This is a genomic window from Sphingomonas aestuarii, assembly GCF_054457155.1.
In genome coordinates, this window is sequence record NZ_JBTKVV010000003.1 from 122,272 (window position 1) to 146,977 (window position 24,706).

Genomic DNA, 24,706 nt, shown 5'->3' on the forward strand with positions numbered 1-24,706 from the left:
GTTTCTCAACTTCGCTCGAAACGAACGGAGTTGAGGAATACATCACCCTCAAAGCAGCACGTCGACCGTGTGGATGAACAGGCCGACCAGCCCGCCCACCAATGTCCCGTTGATGCGGATATATTGCAGGTCGCGGCCGACGGCGTTTTCCAGCCGCCCGGTGATGGTGCGCGCATCCCAGCCGCGGATCGTGTCCGAGACGAGTTTCACGATCGAATCGCCATAGTCGGCTGCTGCGCCCACGGCGGCACGACGCGCGAAGCGGTTGATGGTTGCAGCAAGCGCCGAATCCTGTTCCAGCGTGGTGCCGAGCTGGCGCAGCGCCTCGCCGAACTTGCCCGCCATCGCGGCTTCGGGATCGCGCGCCATGCGGAGCATCGACGCACGGCCCTGTTCCCACAGCCCGCCGATCCAGCGCTGGAACGCGGGGTTGTCGAGCAGTTCCGCCTTGATGCGATCGGCCTTGGCCTGGGTCTCGACGTCGAATTGCAGGTCGAAGGCGAGCTTCTGGAGCGCGTCCTCCGCCTTCAGCCGCAGCGGGTGGCCGGGATCGGCAGCCATGTCGGCGACCAGCTTCGACAGCCCGTCGATGATGCCGTTCGCCAGCCGTTCGTCGAGCCCGGTCCAGCGCATCAGCGTGTTCGCGCGCTTTTCCACCATGTCGCGGATCAGATGTTCGTTGGCGTCCAATGTCCGCGCCATCCAGCGGATCGCGGCGTCGAGCAGCGGAAGGTGGCGGTTCTCCGCCAGCGCGGCGGCGATCGACTGCCCCAGGATCGGCCCGATATTGGTGGCGCGCAACCGGCTGGCGATGGCGCCCTTCACCATCCCGCCCAGCCGTTCCTGATCGAGCGATTCGAGCAGGTCGGCGGCCATGCGCGACGCGCCGTGGCGAAGCCGTCCGCCGCCTTCGGGCGGTTGCGACAGCCAGCGTCCGGCGGCGCTTGCCACGTCGAGGCGACGCATCCGCCGCGCGACGACCGCGGGGACCAGGAAATAATCGCGCAGGAAGCGCGCGAGCGAATCGGCGATGCGATCCTTGTTGCGGGGGACGATCGCGGTGTGCGGGATGGGCAGGCCCAGCGGGTGACGGAACAGCGCCGTCACCGCGAACCAGTCGGCGATGCCGCCGATCATCGCGGCCTCCGCAAAGGACTGCACGAACCCCCAGACCGGATCGCGGTCGAGCAGCGCGCGCGAGACGAAGAAGACGACCGCCATCGCGACGAGCAGCAGCGTCGCGATGGCGCGCATCCGGCGCAGTTCGGGCGGTGGCACCTCTCCGGGCGGAGCGATGCGGGCAAACAGGTTCATCGCCGTAACAATCCCCGAAGCCGGGGAAGGTTCACTCGGCCGGTTTCGGATGCGCAGGGCCGTCGTGATCGCCCTGTCCGTACGGCAGCGCGCCGCCCGGTTTGTGGTCGATGGCAGGGCCGATCACTTCGGAGCCGTCGTCGCCGGGCTTGTAGGTCAGCAGACGACGTGCAAGCCGCGGTCCGACCCAGCGTTCGACGCCCACCGCCAGACTGAACGTCGCGGGAACGATCAGCAGCGTCAGCAGGGTCGACAGCAACAGCCCGCCGATCACCACGATCCCCATCGGCGCGCGCCAGGACGAATCGCCGGTCAGCGAAATCGCGGTCGGCACCATGCCGGCGGTCATCGCGATCGTCGTCATCACGATCGGCTGGGCGCGCTTGTGCCCGGCGTCCATGATCGCGGTGAACTTGTCGACGCCCTTGTCCATTTCCTCGAGCGCGAAATCGATCAGCAGGATCGAGTTCTTGGCGACGATGCCGAGCAGCATCAGCAGCCCGATATAGACCGGCATCGACACTTCCTTGCCGGTCACGAGCAGCGCCAGCAGCCCGCCGAGCGGCGCGAGCAGCAGCGACCCCATGTTCACGAAGGGCGGCATGACGCGCTTGTAGAGCAGCACCAGCACCGCGAAGACGAGCATGATGCCGGAAATGACGGCGACGATGAAATTGTTGATCATCTCCGCCTGCCACTTGGCCTGGCCTACCTGAAGCTCGGTCACGCCGATCGGCAGGTTCGACATGGTCGGCAGCGCCTTGATCTGCTTCATCGCCTCGCCCGAGACATAGGGCTTGCCGGTCTTGGGATCGAGGCCGAGATCGGCGCCGATCACCAGACGACGCATCTGGTTGATGCGGTCGATGCGCGTCGGACCCGCCCCGAAATCGATGTCGGCGACGACCGACAGCGGAACCGACCCGCCCGACTGGGTGGGAACGGGCAGGTTCTGGATCGTCGACAGGCGGGTGCGCGAATCTTCCGACAAGGCGACGCGGATCGGAATCTGGCGATCCGACAGCGAGAAGCGCGCGCTGTTCTGGTCGATATCGCCCAGCGTCGCGATGCGGATCGCGCTCGACAGCGCGGCGGTCGTCACCCCCAGATTGGCGGCGAGGTCGAGCCGCGGGCGGATGACGATTTCGGGCCGCTGGAGATCGCCCGAGATGCGCGGCGCGACCACGGTCGACAGCGTCTGCATCTCCTCCATGATCTTTTGCGCGGTTTCGTTGAGCAGCGCGGGGTCTTCGCCGCCCAGCGTGATCGTGATGTCGCGGCCCGACGACCCCCACCCGAACTGCGACCGGAACGACACGCGTGCATCTGGAATCGACGCGAGTTGTTGCGCCAGCCCGCGCTCGAACTCAACGCTGCTGAACGTACGAAAATCTGCCAGAGCCGAATCGTCCACCAGTCCCAGCGAATGGCGCAGGCTCAACCAGGTTCCGGGCTTGTCCGCAAACATCGCCGTGACACGGCCATTGCCGACGAAGCTGCGGGCATAGGTGTCGGTCACGCCCGGTTGCTGGGCGAGGATGCCGTTGACCTGCTGGACCACCCGATCGGTCTGGGCGAGCGTCGTGCCCGGCACCATCTCGATCGTCGCGGTGACGTTGTCGCGGTCCTGCGCGGGCTGGAACGACTGGGGCAGCATCATGAAGACGATGACGGTCAGCAACAGCGATGCCCCGCCCGCCACGATCGCCGACCAGCGATGGCGCAGCGTCCAGCGCAGGATCGCCATATAGAGGTCCATGATCCGGCCTTCGCCGTGGCTGGCATGGCCCTTTGCCTTCAGGAAATAGGCCGCCATCATCGGCGTTATCAATCGCGCGACGGCCAGCGACATCAACACCGCGGCCACCACGGTCAGCCCGAAATTCTTGAAGAACTGGCCCGAAATGCCGGGCATCAGGCCGACGGGCAGGAACACCGCAACGATCGCCATCGTCGTCGCCAGCACGGCGAGCCCGATTTCGTCGGCGGCGTCGATCGACGCCTGATAGGCCGATTTGCCCATGCGCATGTGGCGCACGATGTTCTCGATCTCGACGATCGCGTCGTCGACCAGCACGCCCGCGACGAGGCTCAAGGCGAGCAGCGTCATCTGGTTGAGCGTGAAGCCCATCATGTCCATGAACCAGAAGGCGGGGATCGCCGACAGCGGGATGGCGAGCGCCGAAATCACCGTCGCGCGCCAGTCGCGCAGAAACAGGAAAACCACCAGGATCGCCAGCGCCGCACCTTCGATCAGCGCGGCGATCGCGCTGTTATATTGCTGTTCGGCATATTCGACATTGTTGAACAGCAGTTCGAACTGAACGTCGGGATTGCGTTCGGCCAGCGCGTTCAGTTTTTCCTGCGCGCCATAGAAAACCTCGACGTCGGACGCGCCCTTGGCGCGCTTGATGTCGAAGGCGAGCACCTGACGACCGTTATATTCGGCCGACGAACGCTGTTCGGCATAGAGGTCGCGGACCTGGCCGAGATCGGCCAGCCGCACCGTGCGTCCGCCGCCAATCGAGATCTGCGACTGGCTGAGCGCATAGGCGTCCTCGGCATTGCCCAGCACGCGGACGGATTGTTCGGACCCCGCGATTTCGGCGCGACCGCCCGCCGCATTGACGTTGGTCTGGCGCAACTGCTGGTTCACCTGGCTGGCGGTAATGCCGTAGCTTTGCAGGCGCGCGGGATCGAGGATGACGCGGATTTCGCGGCTGACCCCGCCGATGCGCTCCACCGTCGACATGCCCGATACCGCCAGCAATTCCTTGGCCACGGTATTGTCGACATACCAGCTCAGCTCTTCCATCGTCATGTCGGTGGCGATGGCGGTGAAGCTGGCGAGATCGTTGTCGGTGGTGTTGGCGCGGTAGACCTGCGGCTCCAATATGCCCTCGGGCAGCTGGCTGCGGATCTGGTTGACGGCTTCGCGAACATCGGTGACGGCGCGGTCGATCGGCGTGCCGATGTCGAGCTGGACGACGGTAGTCGACTGGCCTTCGGTGACGTTCGATTCGAGCTGGTCGATGCCTTGCAGCGCGCGCAGGCTGGCCTCGACGCGCTGGGTGACCTGGGTTTCAAGCTCGGTCGGCGCCGCGCCCGGCTGGCTGATGACGACGATCGCGATCGGAAATTCGATATCGGGTTCGTTGTTCACGTCCATCCGCATGAAGCTGACGATCCCGGCGATCGTCAGCGCCAAGAACAGCACGAGCGGCGGCACCGGGTTTCGGATCGACCAGGCCGAGATGTTGCGGAAGTTCATGTTGACGCTTCCTTACTGCTTGGGCTGTGCGGCGGGGGCGGGTTGCGCCGCCCCGGGCTGGGCCTGTCCGCCCTCGCGCCGGGGGATCACCTTCTGCCCCGGATTGAGGAAGGCGCCGGCCGAACGCACCACGCGCTCGCTGCCATCCAGTCCGTCGGCGATCTGCACGCCCGCATCCGACACCTCGCCGATCCGGACCGCGCGGCGCACGGTCTCGTTCTCGGCGTTCAGGATATAGACAAAACTGCCTTCATTGTCGCCGAGAACCGCCGAATCGGGGAGCACCGGCGCGGCGCTCGCACCCGACATGATCCGCGCGCTGGCAAAGCCGCCGGGGCGCAGCGCCGGGTCGTAGGACAAAGCGATGCGGGCGATGCCCTGACGGGTCGAAGGGTCGATGACCGGCGATACCTGCCACACCTGACCGGCGAAGGCCTGGGTGCTGCCGACGGGCGTTACCTCTGCCTGGACGCCAGCCGAGACGCGGGCGAGATCGCCTTCGGACAATTGCGCCCGCATTTCCAGCTGGCCGCCCTGGGCGATACGGAACAGTACGCCCGATCCCGCCGACACGATCTGACCGGGTTCGACCGTGCGGGTCAGCACCAGTCCGGCGGCAGGCGCGCGGATGTCGAGGCGATTGTTGCGCGCGCGGGTTTCGGCAAGCTGCGCCTCCGCCGCGCGAACGCGGGCGACCGCGCCGTCGCGAGTTGCGGTGCGCCGTTCGATGTCGGCGGTCGAGACGAAGCCGCGCGAGACGAGCTGCTTGGCACGGTCGAGTTCGGACTGGGCGAGATCGGCATCGGCGCGCGCGACGCGGACCTGTGCCGCCAGCGTTTCCGCCGTTTGCGTCTGGACCGAGCGATCGACGACCGCGAGCACCTGGCCGGCGCCGACCCAGCTGCCGGGTTCGACCAGCACGCGCGTCACCAGCCCGCCTTCGCCGGCGACGCCGACCGGCATTTCGCGTCGCGCGGCGATCGATCCGGTGCCGGAAATGACGGAGCCGGTGACCTGGCGACCGGGCACGACGACGGTGACGGTCGGCATCGCGCCCGACTTGCCCGCAGGGGCGGCGCCTGCTGCGGGTGCGGCATCGTCGCCGCCGCGCATGAAGAAGAAGGCGGCAAGGACGATCGCGACGACGGCGACGATCCCGCCGACGATCCACGCCTTGCGGTTCGAGCGACGCTCGGTTCCGTCTTCCAGCAACACCGTCGTTCGGCCGTCGGCCATGCTCCGCCCCTCGATATCCATCTGTCTCAAACCTTCGGTTCGGCACCCCTCGCGCCGACCGTATCTGTGACCGTGTGTTATAGGAATAAGGCACCGCCGACAAGCGATCCTTTCATCGGGCGCGCAAATGCCCGTTTTCAGGGAGTTAGGCAAGCGTTTCGGACGCGTTCCGACAAGCGGCTTGCCTCCGGGGCGGCAACGCGCGAGGGTTGCCGCGCGCGGTCATGGGTGTAGCCGCGCAGACGGGGAGATCGATGAATGCCTGAGGGAATTTTGGGCTGGCTTGTGATCGGACTGGTTGCGGGCGTGCTGGGTAAGTTGATCATGCCGGGCAAGGATCCCGGCGGATGCATCGTCACCATCTTGATCGGGATCGCCGGCGCGCTGCTCGCCGGGTTCGTGGCGCAGTCGTCGGGTGTCTCGCTCGACGGATTCTGGCGCAGCTATGGCGCGGCGACCCTGGGGGCGATCGTGCTGCTGGGGCTGTACCGGCTGATCGTCGCGCGGCGCACGCGTTAGCCTTTGATCGCCTCTCGGCGATGAGGCTGCACCGGCCCTCTCCCCCACCGCACCACCCAAGACATTATGCTGATTGGGTGGTGGGGTGGGGGAGAGGGCCGGTGCCGCCCGCGCGCGGGAGCGCGCAAAAAAAAGAATTCGAAGCGCGCCTGGTGTGGTTGGACCGTCAATTACGTTCAGCGGGCGTTGTTTGCGTCTGGCTAATCGCAACCCTGCGGCGCGCCGATGCGTCCGCGGAAACGAAAGAACAGGAGTTTCCATGCGTTCGATAGTTTTGGCGGCGACGGCCGCGATGTTGGTCCCGCTTTCCGCATCCGCCCAGCAACAGGGGGCGCCCGCCGCACCGGTGCTGCTCGATGCGACGTTGCTGGACGTGGTGGCCGAGGGGCGGTCGACTCGCGTTCCCGATCTGGCGACGATCCGGTCGGGCGTGGTCACGCAAGCCGCGACTGCTCAGGCGGCCTTGTCGGAAAATGCCCAGCGCATGGACCGGGTGATCGCTGCGCTTAAGCGCGCGGGCGTCGCCGATCGCGACATCCAGACCGCGACGATCCAGCTCAACCCGCAATATCGCTATGGCGAGAATGTGCCGCCGACGATCACCGGCTATCAGGCGACCAACAGCGTTTCGGTGCGGTTCCGCGATGTCGCCAAGTCGGGCGCGATCCTCGACGCGCTGGTGCGCGAGGGCGCGAACCAGATCGACGGGCCGAACCTGGCGGTTGAGGCGATGGACGCCGCGCTGGACGAGGCACGCACCGACGCCATCCGCCGCGCCCGTGCGCGCGCCGACCTCTATGCCAAGGCTGCAGGCCTGCGGGTCGAGCGCATCCTGGTGATCGCCGAAGGCTCCGCGCCGATGCCGCCGCAGCCGATGCCGGTGATGGCGATGCGCGCCGAAATGGCCCCCAAGGACAGCCAGGTGCTGCCGGGCGAACAGGAAATCAACGCGACGGTGACGGTGCGTTTCCTGCTGCGGTAGGTGCGATAAACTTGAGGTCGTCATTGCGAGCGTTAGCGAAGCAATCGATACGGACGGCGCGCCTCTGGATTGCTTCGCTGCGCTCGCCATGACGACAATGGCCCAATTTCCCGCGATCGGCTGTCGCCGGACGCAAAAAGGGCCGCTCCCTTCGCAGGGGCGGCCCTCTTTTCAGATCGTCTTTATCCGGGCGCTTAGCGCACCGAACCGCGACGGATCAAGTTGACGATTGCCAGCAGGACGATCGCGCCGACCAGCGAGGTCAGGAACGTCGTCACGGTGATCGCATCGTTGATGCCGCCGCCGAAGATCAGGCCCGCGATGAACGCGCCGACGATACCGACGACGATGTTCAGCAGGATGCCCTGTTGCGCATCGGTCCGCATCACCAGGCTGGCGAGCCAACCGACAATACCACCGACGACGAGCCAAACGATAATTCCGATCATGTTTCAGTCCCTCCGTTATCCCCCGGTCACGTCGGGGTACTGGGGGAAAGACTCGCGAGGCGAATTAAGGTTCCGCAGCCGTTTCGATCCTGAACGCGCGTTAACCGCTTAATATTTCTGCTGGCGTTCGTAGAGCGACTTGTAGTGCTGGATGCGGGTGACGCGCAGGCCGGGCATACCCGACCGATCGATAGCGCGCTGCCAGCCGGCGAATTCCTCGACCGTCAGGCCGTATCGTTCGCAGACTTCGTCGACGCTCAGCAACCCGCCATTGACCGCCGCCACCACTTCCGCCTTGCGCCGCACGACCCAGCGGGTGGTGTCGGCGGGAGGCAGCGTGTCCAGCGTCAGGGGCTCGCCGAGCGGGCCAATGACCTTGGCGGGACGGATTTTCTGGTTCTCGATCATTCACAACCTCGGATCGGGCGGGGATGCCCGTTCAAACACGCGAACGGGAAGTAGCGGGATGGTTTGAACATCGGCTGAAACGGCGGGGTAAACGCGGCGTTCATGCGTCTTTCCTGCCGGTTACCAGGTCGGATGCAGCGGCGTTGAACGCGCCGTCGATCGGCGCGAGCAACGCGCGGGCGATCGCGGTGTGCGCCAGCCGGGACTGCGCCCGCGCCGTCGGCGACGCCGCCTGGCGCGCCGCGATGCCGACCATCAGCACCGCCAGATCGGGTTCGATCGCGGTGACGCAGGCATTGCGGTCAAAGGTGAAGCTCAGGTCCACGCAGGGCTACTCTCGACTCTTCGTTTGGTCTCGGACGACCCTTTCTAGGGACGAGTGCTAAAGGGCTGGTAAATGCCGTCGCATTTCGTCGCATCGGCCCCCTGCTGCGCCGCGACTTTGCGTCTTTTCGTCGCACGCACTATCTGGAGCGACATGATTCCCGCCGATTTCCAGCTTTCCGCCCCGCTTCAGGGGAAACGTATCGTCGTCGCCATGTCGGGCGGAGTCGATTCGTCGGTCGTCGCCGCACTTGCCGCCAAATCGGGCGCGGAGACGATCGGGGTGACGCTGCAACTCTACGATCATGGCGAAGCGGTCGGGCGCGCGGGAAGCTGCTGTGCTGGCCGCGACATTCGCGATGCGCGCGCGGTGTGCGACCGGCTGGGCATCGCGCATTACGTCTTCGATCACGAATCGAGCTTTCGCGAACAGGTGATCGACGATTTCGCCGACGAGTATCTCGCCGGACGCACGCCGATTCCGTGCGTGAAGTGCAATATGGGTCCGAAATTCACCGACCTGTTCAAACTCGCGCGGGATCTGGGCGCGGACTGTCTGGCGACCGGCCATTATGTTCAGCGGGTCGAGGGGGCGGAAGGTGCCGAGCTTCACCGCGCGATCGATCCGGCGCGCGACCAGAGCTATTTCCTGTTCGCGACGACGCAGGATCAGCTCGATTATCTGCGCTTTCCGTTGGGTGGCATGGAAAAGCGGTTGGTGCGCGAATTGGCCGCCGAATTGGGGCTGGGGGTCGCGGGCAAACCCGACAGCCAGGACATCTGTTTCGTCCCCGATGGCGATTATGCGCGGCTGGTGACCAAGCTGCGCCCCGATGCGGTGATGGTCGGCGACATCGTGGATACCGAAGGCCGCAAGCTGGGCGAACATGGCGGGATCATCCATTTCACCGTCGGCCAGCGCCGCGGGCTGGAGATCGGCGGCAGCCCCGAGCCGCTCTACGTCGTGCGGCTGGATGCGGAACGGCAGCAGGTGGTGGTGGGGCCGCGCCGTGCTTTGGCAGTGGCGGCCGCACGGCTGACCGACATCAACTGGCTGGGCGGCGATTTCGATGGGCCATTGACGGCCAAGGTGCGGTCGATGGCCAAGCCGGTGCCTGCGCGGCTCGACGGCGATCGGCTGGTGTTCGACGCCCCCGAATATGGCGTCGCGCCGGGACAGGCAGCGGTGCTCTATGCAGGCGAGCGCGTGCTCGGTGGCGGCTGGATCGCGCAGACGGAAAGCGCGGTGCTGGAGGCTGCGGCCTAAGCCCTGAACCGACCTTCGATCACGGTCACGCACTTACCGCGCAGCACCACATGGTCGCCCGCCCATTCGCAGTCGATATGGCCGCCGCGCTTGCTCGCCTGAAACGCGGTGAAGCGGGGTCGGCCAAGGCGTTCGGCCCAGAATGGCGTCAGCACGCTATGCGCCGAACCCGTGACCGGATCTTCGTCGATGCCCGCAGCGGGCGCGAACACGCGGCTGATAATGTCGGTATCTTCGCCCCGCGCCGTGACGATATTGAGCGTGTTGCCGAATGCTGCCAGCGCACCGAAATCGGGCGTAAGCGCGCGAACGGCGTCGGCATTGTCGAGCAGGGTCAGGTCGTATCCGCCCGAATGTGCATAGGTTTCGCCGTTCGTAATCCCCAATGCTTCGCGCAGTCCGGGCACATCGGCGGCCTGGGGCGGATAGGCGGGGAGCGCCATCGCGTAACCATTGTCGTCGCGGCTAACGGACAGCAATCCGGCCTTGCGCGTGGCGAAGGTGACGCGCTCGCGCCCCGGTTCGCGGGACAATATATAATGTCCGCTGGCGAGCGTCGCATGGCCGCACAGCGCAACCTCGGTCGCGGGGGTGAACCAGCGCAGCTCGTAATCCGCCGCGCCGCTATCGTCCGCGACGATGAACGCGGTTTCGCTGAGGTTGTTTTCCTGGGCGATGGCCTGAAGCATGGCGTCGTCGAGCCAGGCGTCGAGCGGCATGACCGCCGCCGGATTGCCGGTAAAGGGGCCAGTGGCGAAGGCATCGATCTGGGCGAAGGGGATTTGGGTCATGGGGGGAAGCCTAGCGCTGCTTATCGGCAAGGCAATGCACCCTTCCCCTTCAGGGGAGGGGCTGGGGGTGGGGCCTCTCCACAAGCAACAGAATCTGGGGCACAGCCTCACCCCAACCCCTCCCCTGAAGGGGAGAGGCTAATGTGACACACGCCCCCGTAACTTCGCGAGTTCATCCGCCTCGACCATCGGATTGTCGGGTTCGTCCACCCGGCCTTCGGGGTCGATATGGATGAAGACCTCGCAATCGGGGAATTCGCGGGCGAAGCTCGCCTCGATCCGTTCGACCACCTCGTGCGCCTGGGCGACGGTCAGGTCGGGGTCCATCCACATGTGGAACTGAACGAAATCGCGGTCGCCGCTGGTGCGGGTGCGCAGGTCGTGGAGGTGGCGGATTTCGGGATGACGGGCGGCGACTTCGACGAAGCGCAGGCGCTTTTCCTCGGGCCATTCCTTGTCCATCAACTGATTGATCGCTTCTTCGGCGGCCCGCCATGCTCCGAACAACAGCCACAGGCCGATGGCGATGCCGAACAGCGGGTCGGCGCCCGCCAGCCCCAGATACTGGTCGAGCACCAGCGCCGCGATGACCGCCGAATTGAGCAGCAGGTCGCTTTGATAATGCACCCGGTCGGCGCCGATCGCGACCGAGCGGGTCTTGGCGATGATGTGCTTTTGATAGGTGGTGAGTGCCAGCGTCACGGCAATTGCGAACACCGACACGCCGATGCCGATCGCGCCTTTGCTCGGCTGCGCGCCGTCGGAAAAGCGCGACACCGCCTGGCCGAAGATGAAGAATGCCGACACCGCGATCAGCGCGACCTGAAACAGCGCGGCCAGCGCCTCCGCCTTGCCATGACCGAACCGGTGGTCGTGGTCGGCGGGCTGGGCGGCGAGGTGCACCGCGAACAGCGTGACGAGCGAGGCGACCAGATCGAGCAGGCTGTCCGCCAGGCTGGCGAGCACCGCGACCGATCCGGTCATCCAGACGGCCCAGGTCTTGGCGAGGCCGAGCGAGATCGCGGCGGTGACGCTGGCGATCGCGGCGCGTTTGGCGAGGGGGATCATGGGTAGAGCAGCGTCTCGCGCCAGTCGTCGCCGTTGCGGACGAACAGGCGGCGTTCGTGGAGGCGGTGGGCGCGATCCTGCCAGAATTCGATTTTCGTCGGAATCACGCGGTAGCCGCCCCAATGCGGCGGGCGGGGGACGTCGCCGCCGTCGAACCGCGCCTTCATCGCCTCGAACCGCGCTTCGAACGTCTCGCGGCGGTCGAGTGGACGCGACTGGTCCGATGCCCATGCGCCAAGCTGCGAATCGCGGCTGCGGCTGGCGAAATAGGCGTCCGATTCGGCGTCGCTGACGGGCTCGACCGCCCCCTCGATGCGGATCTGACGGCGGATCGATTTCCAATGGAACAGCAGCGCCGCGACCGGATTGGCCGCCAGCGCATCCGCCTTTCGGCTTTCGCGGTTGGTGTAGAAAACGAACCCACGCTCGTCATGCCCTTTGAGCAGCACCATGCGCACCGCAGGCTGCCCATCGGCATCGACGGTTGCCAGCGCCACCGCATTAGGATCGTTGGGTTCGCCCGCTTGAGCCTGGGCATACCAATCGTCGAACAGGGGCAGGATCGTTTCGCGCATGGGAAGGGCGATACGCCGCGCACCTTTTGCTGTCGAGCCGATCAAGCGTGTTGCGCCGCCGCATCCTTTGTGGTTGCGTCGGCGCGATGTCCGGCTCCGTGCTCCCCGCCCCGTCCGCCGACCTGTTCGACGCGTGCGTGATCGCCGATCGCTGGATCGACGAATATTGCAGCCAGGCGATCGCGTCCGACATGCTGTGCGGTGCGACCGGCAATGCGCGCGAGGCTTGGCGCGTGGCGTTCGAGGAAGCGGCCAGCGTCGGGGGCGAGGCGATCGGTCAGGTGACCGAACGCGCGCAACGCCAGGCCGAGGATATCGGCACCGGCTTTCGTATCCCCGGCGAAAGCGACGAGCGCCCCTGGCCGCTGTCGCCGATCCCGTTGCTGATCGACGGGCACGAATGGGCAGGGATCGAACGCGGCATCGCCCAGCGTGCCGAGCTGATGGAATGCGTGATCGCCGACATCTACGGCCCCGGCCGACTGGTCGCGGGGGGTCAGCTTCCGGCGGCGTTGGTCGCGGGCAGCCCGTTCTTCATGCGCCCGATGGTGGGGATGGAGCCGCCGGGCGGCAAGCATCTGCATTTCTTCGCCGCCGATCTGTGTCGCGGTCCGGAAGGCGGCTGGCGCGTGCTGGCCGATCATCTGCGCGCGCCGACGGGGGCGGGCTATGCGCTCGAAAACCGGCTGGCGATGGCGCGGACATTGGGCGGATTGCAGGCGCGGCTGAACATCGAACGCCACGCACCGTTCTTCGCGCGGATGCGCGACGGGCTGGCGGCGGCGTGCAGGCGCGCCGAACCGCGCATCGGGCTGCTGACGCCGGGCCGGTTCAACCCCAGCTATGCCGAACAGGCGCATCTCGCGCGCTATCTGGGGTTTCTACTGGTCGAAGGCGCCGACCTCGCCGTGCGCGACGATCAGGTTTATGTGCGGACGATCGCGGGGATGAAGCGGATCGATGCGCTGTGGCGGCGGCTCGACCCTCGCTTGCTTGATCCGCTGGCGTTCGATTCGCATTCCCAGATCGGGGTCGCCGGGCTGGTCGATGCGATGGCCGCCGGCAATGTCGTGGTGTCGAATGCGCCCGGCGTCGGCGTGATGGAATCGCCCGCCTTCGGCGCGTTCCTGCCGTCTCTGGCGCTCAGGCTGACGGGCGAGGCCTTACGCAACCCCAACATCGCGACCTGGTGGTGCGGCCAGCCGCGCGAATGCGATGAAGTCCGCAGCGACCTGACCAACATGTTGATCGCGCCCGCCTTCGGGCAATCGGTGCTGGGGCTGGCGGGTGGTTCGACGCTGGGATCGGAACTGGATGCGAACGCGCGCGCGCGTCTGCTCGCCGATCTCGACCGCCGACCACAGGATTATGTCGGGCAGGAAGTGGTGCGGCTATCGACCATGCCGGTGGCAACCGGAAACGGCATCGAGGCGCGGCCCTTTACGCTCCGCGTGTTCGCAGCGCGCGATGCGGACGGCAAATGGGTCGTGCTGCCCGGCGGTTTCGCGCGCATCGGCGAGCATCCCGATGCGCGCGCGGCGGTGATGGGGGAAGGCACGTTTTCCGCCGATGTCTGCATCCACGGGCCGGAGCCGGTCGATGCCGTGTCGCTGCTGCCGCCAGTCGATTCGGTTCAGTTGCGGCGCAATCCGGGGACGCTGCCAAGTCGGGCGGCGGACAATCTATTCTGGCTGGGGCGTTATCTGGAACGCGGGCAGGCGCTGCTGGGGGCAATCCGCGTGCTGCTCGGCCATTCGATCAGCGCGGATACCGGCGCGGCGCTGCCGCAGGCGACGCTCAAAGGACTGGTCGACTTGATCGCCGCCAAGGGGGCCGCCCCTGCGCCCGCAACGATGCGACGTGCGGAGTTGACCGGCTTTGCCCGCAACGCGCTGGAGTCCGAGGGCTGGCAAAGCGTTCGGTCGATCAACCGCAGCGCGCAGGAAATCGGCAGCGGTTCGCGCGATCGCTTGTCGGCGGACGTCATCCGTTTGCTCGATGCACCGTTTCCGGCAAAGGGCAGCCTGCTGGAACGCGCAGGCACGCTCCAGCGGCGTTATGCGGCGCTCGCCGGGCTGTCGGCGGAACATATGGCGCGCACCGATGCGTGGCGGTTTCAGGACATGGGTCGGCGGATTGAACGCGGGCTGTCGATCGCCCGCGCGGTCAGCGCCTTTGCGGGCACCGATGCCACCGCTGACGACCTGTCCACTTTGCTTGATCTGGGCGACAGCCAGATCAGCTATCGCCAGCGTTACCTGACCGGCATCGCGCGCGTGCCGGTCATCGATCTGGTGCTGCTCGATCCCGGCAATCCGCGCAGCCTGGCCTATCAGGTGGAGCGGATCGTCACGCATCTGACGGCGCTTCCGGTCCTGTCCGATGATGGCCTGGCCGAGCCGCAACAGGCGCAGGCGACGCAACTCGCGGCGCTGGTGACGACGGCGACTGCGGCGAGCGTCGATCCCATGCTGCTGATCGATTTCGAACGGCGACTGGGGCAATTGTCCGAAAGCATCGCGCGACGGTATTTTCTTCAAGGGGCCGAACCCTTACGCGCAGGCGGGCTGACACTGGCATGATGCATTATCAGGTCCGGCATGTGACGCGCTTCGATTATGCCAACCGGGTGGCGTTCGCGCGGTGCAATCTGCGGCTCAAACCCATCGACTGGCCGGGGCAGACACTGCTCGACTATGACCTGATCGTCGAACCCGACAGCCACACCGCGCCCGCGCGGGCAGAGGCGGGGCTGGCGCATGTCGTGCGGCTGGTGGTGGACAAGCCGGTGCGGCAACTGACCATCGAAAGCGTCGCGCGGGTCGATGTCGATCGGCCGGTGCCGATGCCGTCGGCGGCCGATCCGACGCTGGCCGACATTGCGGCGTGGGCGCGCGCGAGCCGCGACATCTCGCCGTCCGGCCCGGCCAGCTATCTGTTTCCGTCGCCGCGCATTCCGCTCGATCCGGAAATCGCAGACTATTGCGCCGCCGATCTGGACCCGGCACGCGGATGTCTGGAAGCGGGAATCGCGCTGGCGCGGCGCATACAGTCGGAGTTCGACTTCGATACGACCGCGACGTTGGTCGACACCCCGCCGATCGAGGCGTTTTCGAAACGTGGCGGGGTGTGCCAGGACTTTGCGCAGATCATGATTTCGGGGCTACGCGCGGCGGGCCTGCCCGCGGCCTATGCCTCGGGCTATATCCGCACGTTGCCGCCCGAAGGCCAGCCGCGGCTGGTGGGGGCGGACGCGACCCATGCGTGGGTATTGCTGTGGTGCGGACCGTATCTGGGGTGGGTCGGGCTCGATCCCACCAACGGCATCTGGATGGCGGGCGACCATATCGTCATGGCGGTCGGCCGCGATTACGGCGACATCGCGCCGATCGACGGCGTGGTGCTGGGATCGGGCGTGCAGGCGATGCATGTTTCGGTCGATGTCGAGCCTCTGGCGACATCTGCGATTTCCAACGCCCCCCTCCCGTTCGTTTCGAGCGAAGTCGAGAAACGTGAACCGCGCGCTCGTGAGCGTTTCTCGACTTCGCTCGAAACGAACGGCGATGGGTAATCGAGGTCACCCCTTGCGTCCCGCGGCTGTTACGCCGATCTAACACACTAGCAAATCGCCAAATCGAACAGGGAATTCATGGCCGATCCGTATTCAACCTTGGGTGTCGCGCGCGGGGCGAGCGAAGCCGAAATCAAGAAAGCGTATCGCAACCTCGCGAAACAGCTTCACCCGGATCGCAACAAGGACAATCCCAAGGCCTCGGAGAAATTCAGCCAGGTCACCAATGCCTATGACCTGCTAACCGACAAGGACAAGCGCGCGCGCTTCGACCGGGGCGAGATCGACGCCGACGGCAATCCCACCAATCCGTTCGCGGGCATGGGCGGCGGCGGGCATGGCGGCCAGTACCGGTCGGGCGGGTCGCAATTCGATTTTTCAAGCGACGGCGCCGATGTCGGCAGCATGTTCGAAGAATTGTTTGGCGGTGCCCAGCGGCGCGGCGGGGGCGGCTTTTCGGGTGGCTTCGGGGGTTTCGGACGGCGTCCCAGCCCCAAGGGCGCAAACGTCGCCTATAAGCTGCAAGTGCCGTTCACGGATGCGGCGGCGCTTGCCCCCCAGCGGATCACGCTAGCCGATGGCAAGACGATCGATCTGAAACTCCCTGCCGGGGTCGAAACCGGCACGCAAATGCGTCTGTCGGGCAAGGGGCAGGAGGGGCCGGGCGGCAATGGCGATGCGATCGTGACGATCGAGGTCCAGCCGCACCGTTTCTTCGTCCGCGATGGCGACGACGTGCGGGTCGATCTGCCGATCACGCTGAAGGAAGCGGTGCTTGGCGCGCAGGTGCGCGTGCCCACGGCCGAAAAGCCGGTGATGCTGACGGTTCCCAGGGGATCGACATCGGGCAAGACGTTCCGGCTGAAGGGCAAGGGGTTTCACAAGAAGGGCGGAGGGCGCGGCGACCAGCTGGTGACATTGGTGGTCGATCTGCCCGCGGGCGATGCGGCGCTTGAGGCGTTCGTTGAAGGCTGGACCCCGAGCGGCGAGGGGAACCCGCGCGCCAAGCTGGGCGTCTGAAGGCTGACGATTACGCTCACAGGGAGCAATTTTATCGCAACCGTCCCCGCCCGTTTGCTTCGAGCGAAGTCGAGAAACGTCCGCCAGCGCGCGGAACACGTTTCTCGACTTCGCTCGAAACGAACGGTTTGAGGGGGGCGCGGCGTATGACCGACGACACCTCCCCCCAATCGCCCGAGGCGCGCGCGAAGAAGCCGTTTCGCAGGCGCCTGGAGCAGATGGGCGTCAGCGAACGCGTGCTGGAGGTGACCAAACGCGTGCTGGTCGGCACCTACACCGATGGATTCACCCATGCGGGCAACCTCGCCTATCTCTCGCTGCTCACCTTGTTTCCGTTCTTCATCGTCGCCGCGGCCTTGGCGCGTTTGTTCGGGCGAACCGGCGACAGTCTCCAGGCGCTCAACGCTTTTCTCCAGACCGTGCCTCCGGAAGTCGCGACCCTCTTGCAGAAGCCGGTGGTCGATGTGCTGGCTGCGCGATCGGGCAATCTGCTGTGGATCGGCGCGCTGGTCGGGCTGTGGACCACCGCCAGCTTCATCGAGACGGTGCGCGACATTTTGCGTCGGGCTTACGGGGTGCCGTTCAGCCGGCCCTTCTGGGAGTATCGGCTGACCTCGGTCGGAATCATCATCGGTTCGGTCATCATGGTGCTGATCGCGTTCAGCTTTCAGATCGTACTGACCGGGGTTGAGCAGTTCATCGTGCGGCTGCTGCCATTTGCCACCGATGCCGCGCAGATCGTTCAGGTGTTGCGGATCGCGCCGGCGCTGGCACTGTTCGGGGCGCTGTATCTGCTGTTCTACACGCTGACGCCGGGACGCTACCGCAAGACCAACTGTCCGAAATGGCCGGGTGCAGCCTTTACGGCGGGGTGGTGGATGCTGACGACGGCGCTGCTGCCCCTCGTGCTCTCGTCGCTTGGCAGCTACGATTTGACCTATGGCAGCCTTGCGGGCGTGATGATCGCCTTGATTTTCTTCTATATCGTGGGATTGGGCGTGGTGATGGGTGCCGAGTTGAATGCGGCGCTGGCGGAAAAGCCGAATGGCGCGGTAGAAGCGCGTTCGAGCAAGCAGGGGAATGAAGCGGCGTGACGGGATTGATGGCAGGAAAGCGCGGGCTGATCATGGGCCTCGCCAATGATCGTTCGCTGGCATGGGGCATTGCCAAGAAGCTGGCCGAGCACGGCGCGGAAATGGCGTTCAGCTATCAGGGCGAGGCGCTGGAGCGGCGGGTGCGGCCGCTGGCGGAGCAGCTTGGCTGCGATTTCCTGATCGAATGCGACGTGTCGGACATGGCCGATCTCGATCGCGCGTTCGATGAATTGAAGGCGCGGTGGGAGACGATCGATTTCGTCGTCCATGCGATCGGCTTTTCGGACAAGAACGAACTGCGCGGGCGTTACTACGACACCAGCCTCGACAATTTCCTGATGACCATGAACATCTCGGTCTATTCGTTCACCGCCGTCTGCAAGCGCGCGCAGGCGATGATGCCGAACGGCGGAAGCCTGCTGACGCTCACCTATTACGGGTCGGAAAAGGTCGTGCCGCATTACAACGTCATGGGCGTGGCGAAATCGGCGCTGGATACCAGCGTCCAGTATCTCGCCGTCGATCTCGGTCGCGACAATATCCGCGTCAACGCGATCTCGGCAGGACCGATCAAGACGCTGGCGGCATCGGGCATCGGCGATTTCCGCTACATCCTCAAATGGAACGAGCTGAACGCGCCGCTGAAGCGCAACGTGACGATCGAGGATGTCGGCGGCTCCGGCCTCTATTTCCTGTCCGACCTGTCGAGCGGCGTGACCGGCGAAATCCACCATGTCGATGCCGGCTATCACGTCGTCGGCATGAAGGCCGAGGACGCGCCCGACATCGCGCTGAGCTGATCGGGAGGCGCGCGTGACGATCGAGGTGAGAGTCGCGCGGCCCGAGGACGTTCCCGCAATCGACGCGCTGCTGCGCACAAGCTTTCCCGCGCCCGACGAAGCCTTGCTGGTGCAACGACTGTGCATGGACGGCGACATGGTGCTGGCGATGGTGGCCGAGGAGGCCGACGCACTGGCGGGCGTTGCGGTGTTCAGCCGGATGGATGTTGAGGTTGGTGGGAAGCCGATCGCCGCGGTAGCGATGGCGCCGGTTGCGACCGCGCCCGGCCACCGGCGGCAGGGCGTAGCGGAGGCGTTGGTCGCAGCGGGCCATGACCGGCTTCGCGATGCCCAAGTCGTGCTGTCTTTCGTGCTTGGCGATCCGGCCTATTACGGACGCTTCGGCTATGCCGCCGATTGGGCCACGGGCTTCGACAGCCCCTATGCCGGGGAGTATTTCATGGCCGTGCCCTTGCAGGACGGCGCGATGCCCTGCGGCGTGCGGGGGCGGTGCGATCATGCCGTGGCGTTCGCCGTGCTGGGGGAAGACGCATGAGCTGGAACAGTTTCGGGCGGGTGTTCCGCTTCACCACCTGGGGGGAAAGTCACGGACCGGCGCTGGGCGTCGTTATCGACGGGTGCCCGCCGGGGATTGCTTTGTCGGAGGCCGACATCCAGCCGTTCCTCGACAAGCGTCGTCCGGGCACGTCGCGGTTCACGACGCAGCGGCGCGAACCCGATCAGGTGCGCATCCTGTCGGGCGTGTTCGACGGGCGCACCACCGGCACGCCGATTTCGCTGATGATCGAGAATGTCGATCAGCGGTCGAAGGATTATTCGGATGTCGCCAAGGCCTATCGCCCCGGCCATGCCGATTACGCCTATGACGCCAAATACGGGTTTCGCGATCATCGCGGCGGCGGGCGGTCTTCGGCACGCGAGACGGCGGCGCGGGTTGCAGCAGGCGCCGTGGCGCGGCTGGTGATTCCCGAAGTGACGATCACCGGCTGGGTCGAGGCGATCGGCGGCGATGCGATCGATCCGGCGCGGTTCGATGCGAACGAGATCGCCAACAACCCGTTTTTCGGTCCCGACCCCCAGGCAGCGATCCGGTGGGAAGCGCTGGTCGATGGTGCGCGCAAGGCAGGGTCTTCGCTGGGGGCAGTCGTGGCGTGCGAGGCGGGCGGCGTTCCCGCGGGCTGGGGTGCGCCGCTCTATGCCAAGCTCGACAGCGAACTGGCGGCGGCGGCGATGTCGATCAATGCGGTCAAGGGCGTCGAGATCGGCGACGGCTTCGGCGCGGCGCTGCTGTCGGGCGAGCAGAATGCCGATGCCATGCGGCCCGGTGCCGCTGGGCCGGAATTCCTCGCCAATCACGCAGGCGGCATCGCGGGCGGCATTTCCACTGGCCAGCCGGTGCGGCTGCGCGTGGCGTTCAAGCCGACCAGTTCGATCCTGACGCCGGTGGAGACGATCACGCCCGAAGGCGACGCGACCGAGATCGCCACCAAGGGTCGTCACGATCCTTGCGTCGGCATCCGGGGGGTTCCGGTGGTCGAGGCGATGATGGCGCTGGTGCTGGCGGATCAGAAATTGTTGCACCGGGCACAATGTGGCTGAAATAAGGCTCGCTTTGCCGGTTGGCGAGTGATTCAAGGGATGAGCCGAGCTTTAAAAACGGCTCAAAAACGCCATTTCCGATGTTGTAAGGGGCGAAACAACATGGAGACTATCCAATGCGTACCAAAGCACTTGCTTCTGCCTTGATCCTGTTCGGTTCGACCGCCGCTCTCGCGCAGGTTGCCGATACGCAGGACACCCCCGTCGAGAATAATGTGCAGGCTGAAGAGGCATGGGATGGCAGCACGACGCCGGAAACCACCGAGCCGGTGCCGACGGACGAAACCACCCCGCCTGCGCCGACCGAAGAACCGATGGGCGAGCCAAGCGAAGACGATCTCACGACTCCGCCGACCGATCCGGTGCCGCCACAGGGCTGAGCGGACGCGCGAATGAAGAGGGCCGGGGAGCGATCCCCGGCCCTTTTTGTGTGCTTACTCATTACACCCGTTCGTTTCGAGCAAAGTCGAGAAACATATTGCTAGCGGTTACCAGCGTTTCTCGACTTCGCTCGAAACGAACGGATGTGGTGACGACGGTTAGTCCGCGAACAGCAGGACCGGGGTTTCCACCAGTTTCTTGAGCGCCTGGACATAGCTGGCCGCGTCCCAGCCATCGACCACGCGGTGGTCGCAGCTGATGGAGAAGTTCATCAGCTTGGCGCGGACGATGTCGTCGCCCTGAAATACCGGGCGCTCGACGATCTTGTTGGGGCCGAGGATCGCGACTTCGGGGCGGTTGATGACCGGGGTGGTCGCGATGCCGCCGAGCGGGCCGAGTGAGGTGATGGTGATCGTCGATCCCGACAGCTCGTCGGACTTGGCCTTGCCGGTGCGCGCCGCGTCGGCGAGGCGGGTGATCTCGCTTGCCAATTGCCACACATTCATGTCCTGCGCGTCGCGGATGACCGGGACCATCAGGCCGGCATCGGTCTGGGTCGCCATGCCGAGATGCACGCGGCCCGAACGCGTCACCACGCCCGCTTCGTCGTCATAGCGCGCATTGAGCATCGGGAATTGCGGCAGGGTGCGGCAGATCGCGACGATCAGGAACGGCAGCATCGTCAGTTTCGGACGATTGCCGCGATTGGCGTTCAGGTCCGCGCGCATCGCCTCCAGCGCGGTGACGTCGAGTTCGTCGACATAGGTGAAGTGCGGAATGTTGCGCTTCGACGCCGCCATGTTCTCGGCAATGCGGCGACGCATGCCGATGACCTTGACGGTCTCGTCCGCGCGCGCGCGGCTGACGTGCGGCGCGTGATAGCCCTCGCCGCTGCCATAGCGGAGAAACGCGTCGAGATCGGCGTGGCGGATGCGGTCGCCATCGGTTTTGACCGACGCGAGATCGATGCCGAGTTCACGCGCGCGCTGGCGCACCGCGGGGGAGGCAAGCGCTTTGTGGTCCGCCTTGCGCGCCGCGCCTTCTCCGTTCGTGTCGAGCGCAGTCGAGACACGTTCCTCTTCGCGCGCGGCAGGTTTCTCGACTTCGCTCGAAACCCACGTAGTGGGGGCGGGTGCCGATGCCGGAGCCGCAGCGGGAGCCGCATCCTCGTCCACACCCGGCGTTTCGGCCTCGATCTGCTCCACGGCCTCGTCCGAAGCGGGCGCGGCGTCGGCCGCGTCGCTTTCGGTTTCGATCACCACCAAAGTCGATCCGATCGCAACCTGATCGCCGACTTCGCCTGCCAACTCCACGACGGTGCCTGCGACCGGCGATTCCATCTCGACCGTGGCCTTGTCGGTCATCATGTCGGCGATCTGCTGGTCTTCCTCGACCCGGTCGCCGACCTTGATGTGCCATGCCACGATTTCGGCTTCGGAAATGCCTTCGCCAATGTCCGGCAGGCGGAATTTGAACTGCGCCATGCTTAGTCCTTCATGATCTTTTTGAGCGCCATGCCGATCCGCACGGGTCCGGGGAAATAAGCCCATTCCAGGCTGTGCGGGTAGGGTGTGTCGAAACCGGTGACGCGTTCGACCGGCGCCTCCAGGTGATAGAAGCAGCGTTCCTGCACCAATGCCGACAGTTCCGCGCCGAACCCTTGGGTGCGCGTCGCTTCGTGGACGATCAGGCAGCGGCCGGTTTTCTTCACCGATTCCTCGATCGTCTCGATGTCGAGCGGGACGAGCGTGCGCAGATCAATGATCTCCGCGTCGATCCCCGCCTCGCGCACGGCTTCCGCCGCGACATGGACCATCGTTCCGTAAGCGAGCACGGTCAGCGCCTCGCCGGGCCGCACGATCGCCGCCTTGCCCAGCGGGATGCGGTAATAGCCGGTCGGCACTTCGCCTGCCGGGTGCTTCGACCAGTTGCTGGCGGGCTTGTCCCAATGGCCGTTGAACGGGCCGTTATAGATGCGCTTGGGCTCGAAGAAGATGACCGGGTCATTGTCCTCGATCGCGGCGATCAAGAGGCCCTTGGCGTCATAGGGATTCGACGGGATCACGGTTTTGAGGCCCGAGACGTGCGCGAAGATCGCCTCGGGCGACTGGCTGTGCGTCTGACCGCCGAAAATACCGCCGCCAAAGGGCGAGCGCACCGTGATCGGCGCGGTGAATTCGCCTGCCGAACGATAGCGAAGCCGCGCGGCCTCCGACACGAGCTGGTCGAGCGCGGGATAGATGTAATCGGCGAACTGGATTTCGGGGACGGGACGCAGGCCATAGCTGCCCATGCCGACCGCGACGCCGATGATGCCGCATTCGGTGATCGGCGTGTCGAACACGCGGGTCTTGCCGTATTTCTTCTGCAGGCCCGCGGTCGCGCGGAACACGCCGCCGAAATAGCCGACATCCTCGCCCATGACGATGACGTTGGGGTCACGGTCCATCAGCACGTCCATCGCCGAATTGATCGCCTGGATCATGTTCATGCGGACGGTGTCGCCTTCGCGGTCGGGCGTGGGCGCGATGCGGGCTTCGGGGGTTTCGAGATCGCTCATATCGCTCATTTCCGGTCCCACGGGCGACCGCTGGTTTCTTCCTCGTCCAGCATCTGCTGGCGCTGTTCCTTGAGATGCCAGGGCATTTCCTCGTACACGCCGTCGAACAGCGTATCGAGCGGCTGGTGCAGGCCGTGGCCCAGAATGCCGTTCTTCTCGGCTTCCTTCTGCGCGGCCTTCACCTGTTCGGCGAGTTCGATGTCCTGCGCGGCATGGCGTTCCTCGTCCCATTCGCCCAGCTTGATCAAATGGTCCTTCAACCGCTTGATCGGATCGCCCAGCGGCCATTCGGTCGCCTCCTCGGCGCTGCGATACTGGGTGGGATCGTCGGAGGTCGAATGGCCTTCGGTGCGATAGGTGAAATGCTCGATCAGCGTCGGCCCCTGATTGGTGCGCGCGCGTTCCGCCGCCCATTCGGTCGCGGCATAGACCGCCAGCGGATCGTTGCCGTCGATGCGCAGGCCCGCGATGCCGTACCCGACCGCGCGCGCGGCAAAGGTCGTGGCCTCTGCCCCGGCGAACCCTGAAAAGCTCGAGATCGCCCACTGATTGTTGACGACGTTCAGGATGACCGGCGCGCGATAGACGGTGGCAAAGGTCAGCGCGGAATGGAAATCGCCCTCCGCGGTCGACCCTTCGCCGCACCAGGTCGCGGCGATGCGGGTATCGCCCTTGGCCGCCGACGCCATCGCCCAGCCTACGGCCTGCGGATATTGCGTGGCGAGATTGCCCGAGATCGAGAAGAACGCGCCTTCCTTCGTCGAATACATGATCGGCAACTGCTTGCCCTGCAGGCGGTCGGCGCTGTTCGAATAGATCTGGTTCATCATGTCGACGAGGCTCCAGTCGCGCGCGATCAGGATGCCCTGCTGACGATAGCTGGGAAAGGTCATGTCATCGCGTTGCAGCGCCATGGTGGCCGCGACTGCGACCGCCTCTTCGCCCGTCGCCTTCATGTAGAAGCTGGTCTTGCCCTGGCGCTGGGCGCGGAACATGCGTTCGTCGAACGCGCGCAGCAACGCCATGTAACGCAGCATCTGCCGCAGTTTTTCGGGCGACAGGCGCGGGTTCCAGGGACCGACCGAATTGCCTTCGTCATCCAGCACGCGGACCAGCGTGAACGCCAGGTCGTGGAATTTGTCGGCGGCCTCGGCCGTGTCGGGCCGACGCTGCTCGCCTGCGGGCGGCACGTCGAAATCGCTGAAATCGACTGCGTCGCCGGGCCGGAATTTGGGCTCGGGCACATGCAGCGAAAGCGGCGGCAAATTGGCGCGCGATGGCTCGCCGGTCATGGTCTCTCCCGAGTATTAGGGGTCGTGTCGTGTTCGTAGGAACGCGCGGAACCCGGTTCTGCTTCCCTGTTATATAATTTCAACGCCGATGGCGAGAGGGGGAAGCGCGAAGCCGCAAAAGTGCCAAAATGCTTGGGTTCCGCAAACAATCTGCGTGAGCCGCTGATGCTGGAGAACCGTCATAT

The 24,706-nt window shown here is 65.5% G+C and carries 23 protein-coding genes; 11 read left to right on the forward strand and 12 right to left on the reverse strand.

From position 1 onward, the window contains the following. Positions 1–48 precede the first annotated feature (48 nt). The 3 genes from ACX0GZ_RS06480 to ACX0GZ_RS06490 are packed head-to-tail and all read right to left on the reverse strand — an operon-like array spanning position 49 to position 5,821. Complete coding sequence (locus ACX0GZ_RS06480; protein WP_458814573.1) at positions 49–1,314, reverse strand: DUF445 domain-containing protein; 1,266 nt, start codon at positions 1,312–1,314, stop codon at positions 49–51. 31 nt (positions 1,315–1,345) lie between these two features. Next, positions 1,346–4,585, reverse strand: a complete 3,240-nt coding sequence (locus ACX0GZ_RS06485; protein ID WP_458814575.1) for an efflux RND transporter permease subunit — start codon at positions 4,583–4,585, stop codon at positions 1,346–1,348. 12 nt (positions 4,586–4,597) lie between these two features. After that, positions 4,598–5,821 carry an efflux RND transporter periplasmic adaptor subunit gene (locus ACX0GZ_RS06490; protein WP_458814577.1) on the reverse strand — a complete coding sequence of 408 codons (1,224 nt, stop codon included), beginning with the start codon at positions 5,819–5,821 and terminating at the stop codon, positions 4,598–4,600. A gap of 258 nt (positions 5,822–6,079) precedes the next feature. On the opposite strand from ACX0GZ_RS06490, the gene ACX0GZ_RS06495 reads away from it, so the two are divergent. Together ACX0GZ_RS06495 and ACX0GZ_RS06500 are read left to right on the forward strand one after the other, a co-directional pair. Further along, entirely contained in the window at positions 6,080–6,340 is a 261-nt protein-coding gene (locus tag ACX0GZ_RS06495) for a GlsB/YeaQ/YmgE family stress response membrane protein (RefSeq protein WP_458814579.1), read from the forward strand. 259 nt (positions 6,341–6,599) lie between these two features. Further along, positions 6,600–7,322 (forward strand): SIMPL domain-containing protein, encoded by a 723-nt coding sequence (locus ACX0GZ_RS06500; protein ID WP_458814581.1) that lies wholly within the window; start codon positions 6,600–6,602, stop codon positions 7,320–7,322. A gap of 194 nt (positions 7,323–7,516) precedes the next feature. On the opposite strand, the gene ACX0GZ_RS06505 is transcribed toward ACX0GZ_RS06500, so the two are convergent. The 3 genes from ACX0GZ_RS06505 to ACX0GZ_RS06515 all read right to left on the reverse strand — a co-directional run bounded on the left by ACX0GZ_RS06505 (position 7,517) and on the right by ACX0GZ_RS06515 (position 8,504). Continuing rightward, complete coding sequence (locus ACX0GZ_RS06505; RefSeq protein WP_458815245.1) at positions 7,517–7,768, reverse strand: GlsB/YeaQ/YmgE family stress response membrane protein; 252 nt, start codon at positions 7,766–7,768, stop codon at positions 7,517–7,519. Between the two features lie 111 nt (positions 7,769–7,879). After that, entirely contained in the window at positions 7,880–8,179 is a 300-nt protein-coding gene (sciP, locus tag ACX0GZ_RS06510) for a CtrA inhibitor SciP (RefSeq protein ID WP_458814583.1), read from the reverse strand. 100 nt (positions 8,180–8,279) lie between these two features. Further along, the gene (locus tag ACX0GZ_RS06515) at positions 8,280–8,504 is read right to left on the reverse strand and encodes a hypothetical protein (RefSeq protein ID WP_458814585.1); all 225 of its coding nucleotides are present in this window, start codon (positions 8,502–8,504) and stop codon (positions 8,280–8,282) included. 153 nt (positions 8,505–8,657) lie between these two features. Here ACX0GZ_RS06515 and mnmA point away from each other — a divergent pair, with 153 nt between their 5' ends. Beyond that, entirely contained in the window at positions 8,658–9,770 is a 1,113-nt protein-coding gene (gene mnmA / locus ACX0GZ_RS06520) for a tRNA 2-thiouridine(34) synthase MnmA (protein ID WP_458814587.1), read from the forward strand. On the opposite strand, the gene ACX0GZ_RS06525 is transcribed toward mnmA, so the two are convergent. From ACX0GZ_RS06525 to pdxH, 3 genes are all read right to left on the reverse strand, one after another. Next, the gene (locus ACX0GZ_RS06525; RefSeq protein WP_458814589.1) at positions 9,767–10,561 is read right to left on the reverse strand and encodes a PhzF family phenazine biosynthesis protein; all 795 of its coding nucleotides are present in this window, start codon (positions 10,559–10,561) and stop codon (positions 9,767–9,769) included. The genes mnmA and ACX0GZ_RS06525 overlap by 4 nt on opposite strands. A gap of 138 nt (positions 10,562–10,699) precedes the next feature. After that, the gene (locus ACX0GZ_RS06530; RefSeq protein WP_458814591.1) at positions 10,700–11,629 is read right to left on the reverse strand and encodes a cation diffusion facilitator family transporter; all 930 of its coding nucleotides are present in this window, start codon (positions 11,627–11,629) and stop codon (positions 10,700–10,702) included. Beyond that, positions 11,626–12,204, reverse strand: a complete 579-nt coding sequence (pdxH, locus tag ACX0GZ_RS06535; RefSeq protein WP_458814593.1) for a pyridoxamine 5'-phosphate oxidase — start codon at positions 12,202–12,204, stop codon at positions 11,626–11,628. Before pdxH ends, ACX0GZ_RS06530 begins: the two co-directional genes overlap by 4 nt. A gap of 86 nt (positions 12,205–12,290) precedes the next feature. Between pdxH and ACX0GZ_RS06540 the strand changes: the two genes are divergently transcribed. The 8 genes from ACX0GZ_RS06540 to ACX0GZ_RS06575 all read left to right on the forward strand — a co-directional run bounded on the left by ACX0GZ_RS06540 (position 12,291) and on the right by ACX0GZ_RS06575 (position 20,668). Next, positions 12,291–14,786, forward strand: a complete 2,496-nt coding sequence (locus ACX0GZ_RS06540) for a circularly permuted type 2 ATP-grasp protein (RefSeq protein ID WP_458814595.1) — start codon at positions 12,291–12,293, stop codon at positions 14,784–14,786. Next, positions 14,786–15,775: a transglutaminase family protein gene (locus ACX0GZ_RS06545; RefSeq protein ID WP_458815247.1), complete on the forward strand. Its 990-nt coding sequence runs from the start codon at positions 14,786–14,788 to the stop codon at positions 15,773–15,775. Before ACX0GZ_RS06540 ends, ACX0GZ_RS06545 begins: the two co-directional genes overlap by 1 nt. A 78-nt stretch (positions 15,776–15,853) precedes the next feature. Next, positions 15,854–16,795 (forward strand): DnaJ C-terminal domain-containing protein, encoded by a 942-nt coding sequence (locus ACX0GZ_RS06550; protein WP_458814597.1) that lies wholly within the window; start codon positions 15,854–15,856, stop codon positions 16,793–16,795. A gap of 146 nt (positions 16,796–16,941) precedes the next feature. Next, complete coding sequence (locus ACX0GZ_RS06555) at positions 16,942–17,889, forward strand: YihY/virulence factor BrkB family protein (protein ID WP_458814599.1); 948 nt, start codon at positions 16,942–16,944, stop codon at positions 17,887–17,889. Beyond that, positions 17,886–18,689: an enoyl-ACP reductase FabI gene (gene fabI / locus ACX0GZ_RS06560; RefSeq protein ID WP_458814601.1), complete on the forward strand. Its 804-nt coding sequence runs from the start codon at positions 17,886–17,888 to the stop codon at positions 18,687–18,689. Before ACX0GZ_RS06555 ends, fabI begins: the two co-directional genes overlap by 4 nt. 13 nt (positions 18,690–18,702) lie before the next feature. Further along, entirely contained in the window at positions 18,703–19,224 is a 522-nt protein-coding gene (locus tag ACX0GZ_RS06565; RefSeq protein WP_458814603.1) for a GNAT family N-acetyltransferase, read from the forward strand. Further along, positions 19,221–20,288 (forward strand): chorismate synthase, encoded by a 1,068-nt coding sequence (gene aroC, locus ACX0GZ_RS06570; RefSeq protein WP_458814605.1) that lies wholly within the window; start codon positions 19,221–19,223, stop codon positions 20,286–20,288. Before ACX0GZ_RS06565 ends, aroC begins: the two co-directional genes overlap by 4 nt. A 116-nt stretch (positions 20,289–20,404) precedes the next feature. Continuing rightward, positions 20,405–20,668, forward strand: a complete 264-nt coding sequence (locus ACX0GZ_RS06575; protein ID WP_458814607.1) for a hypothetical protein — start codon at positions 20,405–20,407, stop codon at positions 20,666–20,668. A gap of 159 nt (positions 20,669–20,827) precedes the next feature. Here ACX0GZ_RS06575 and ACX0GZ_RS06580 read toward each other — a convergent pair whose 3' ends face one another. The 3 genes from ACX0GZ_RS06580 to ACX0GZ_RS06590 all read right to left on the reverse strand — a co-directional run bounded on the left by ACX0GZ_RS06580 (position 20,828) and on the right by ACX0GZ_RS06590 (position 24,521). After that, positions 20,828–22,153 (reverse strand): dihydrolipoamide acetyltransferase family protein, encoded by a 1,326-nt coding sequence (locus ACX0GZ_RS06580; protein WP_458814609.1) that lies wholly within the window; start codon positions 22,151–22,153, stop codon positions 20,828–20,830. A gap of 2 nt (positions 22,154–22,155) precedes the next feature. Next, positions 22,156–23,160 (reverse strand): alpha-ketoacid dehydrogenase subunit beta, encoded by a 1,005-nt coding sequence (locus tag ACX0GZ_RS06585; RefSeq protein WP_458815248.1) that lies wholly within the window; start codon positions 23,158–23,160, stop codon positions 22,156–22,158. A gap of 74 nt (positions 23,161–23,234) precedes the next feature. Further along, entirely contained in the window at positions 23,235–24,521 is a 1,287-nt protein-coding gene (locus tag ACX0GZ_RS06590) for a thiamine pyrophosphate-dependent enzyme (protein WP_458814611.1), read from the reverse strand. Positions 24,522–24,706: the final 185 nt, after the last annotated feature.

What these genes read in the sequence shown, in the direction of transcription:
- ACX0GZ_RS06480 (WP_458814573.1), bottom strand. Translation starts at nt 1,314, where the DNA reads ATGAACCTGTTTGCCCGCATCGCTCCGCCCGGAGAGGTGCCACCGCCC.
- ACX0GZ_RS06485 (WP_458814575.1), bottom strand. Translation starts at nt 4,585, where the DNA reads ATGAACTTCCGCAACATCTCGGCCTGGTCGATCCGAAACCCGGTGCCG.
- ACX0GZ_RS06490 (WP_458814577.1), bottom strand. Translation starts at nt 5,821, where the DNA reads ATGGCCGACGGCCGAACGACGGTGTTGCTGGAAGACGGAACCGAGCGT.
- ACX0GZ_RS06495 (WP_458814579.1), top strand. Translation starts at nt 6,080, where the DNA reads ATGCCTGAGGGAATTTTGGGCTGGCTTGTGATCGGACTGGTTGCGGGC.
- ACX0GZ_RS06500 (WP_458814581.1), top strand. Translation starts at nt 6,600, where the DNA reads ATGCGTTCGATAGTTTTGGCGGCGACGGCCGCGATGTTGGTCCCGCTT.
- sciP (WP_458814583.1), bottom strand. Translation starts at nt 8,179, where the DNA reads ATGATCGAGAACCAGAAAATCCGTCCCGCCAAGGTCATTGGCCCGCTC.
- mnmA (WP_458814587.1), top strand. Translation starts at nt 8,658, where the DNA reads ATGATTCCCGCCGATTTCCAGCTTTCCGCCCCGCTTCAGGGGAAACGT.
- ACX0GZ_RS06525 (WP_458814589.1), bottom strand. Translation starts at nt 10,561, where the DNA reads ATGACCCAAATCCCCTTCGCCCAGATCGATGCCTTCGCCACTGGCCCC.
- ACX0GZ_RS06530 (WP_458814591.1), bottom strand. Translation starts at nt 11,629, where the DNA reads ATGATCCCCCTCGCCAAACGCGCCGCGATCGCCAGCGTCACCGCCGCG.
- pdxH (WP_458814593.1), bottom strand. Translation starts at nt 12,204, where the DNA reads ATGCGCGAAACGATCCTGCCCCTGTTCGACGATTGGTATGCCCAGGCT.
- ACX0GZ_RS06540 (WP_458814595.1), top strand. Translation starts at nt 12,291, where the DNA reads ATGTCCGGCTCCGTGCTCCCCGCCCCGTCCGCCGACCTGTTCGACGCG.
- ACX0GZ_RS06545 (WP_458815247.1), top strand. Translation starts at nt 14,786, where the DNA reads ATGCATTATCAGGTCCGGCATGTGACGCGCTTCGATTATGCCAACCGG.
- ACX0GZ_RS06550 (WP_458814597.1), top strand. Translation starts at nt 15,854, where the DNA reads ATGGCCGATCCGTATTCAACCTTGGGTGTCGCGCGCGGGGCGAGCGAA.
- ACX0GZ_RS06555 (WP_458814599.1), top strand. Translation starts at nt 16,942, where the DNA reads ATGACCGACGACACCTCCCCCCAATCGCCCGAGGCGCGCGCGAAGAAG.
- aroC (WP_458814605.1), top strand. Translation starts at nt 19,221, where the DNA reads ATGAGCTGGAACAGTTTCGGGCGGGTGTTCCGCTTCACCACCTGGGGG.
- ACX0GZ_RS06575 (WP_458814607.1), top strand. Translation starts at nt 20,405, where the DNA reads ATGCGTACCAAAGCACTTGCTTCTGCCTTGATCCTGTTCGGTTCGACC.
- ACX0GZ_RS06580 (WP_458814609.1), bottom strand. Translation starts at nt 22,153, where the DNA reads ATGGCGCAGTTCAAATTCCGCCTGCCGGACATTGGCGAAGGCATTTCC.
- ACX0GZ_RS06585 (WP_458815248.1), bottom strand. Translation starts at nt 23,160, where the DNA reads ATGAACATGATCCAGGCGATCAATTCGGCGATGGACGTGCTGATGGAC.
- ACX0GZ_RS06590 (WP_458814611.1), bottom strand. Translation starts at nt 24,521, where the DNA reads ATGACCGGCGAGCCATCGCGCGCCAATTTGCCGCCGCTTTCGCTGCAT.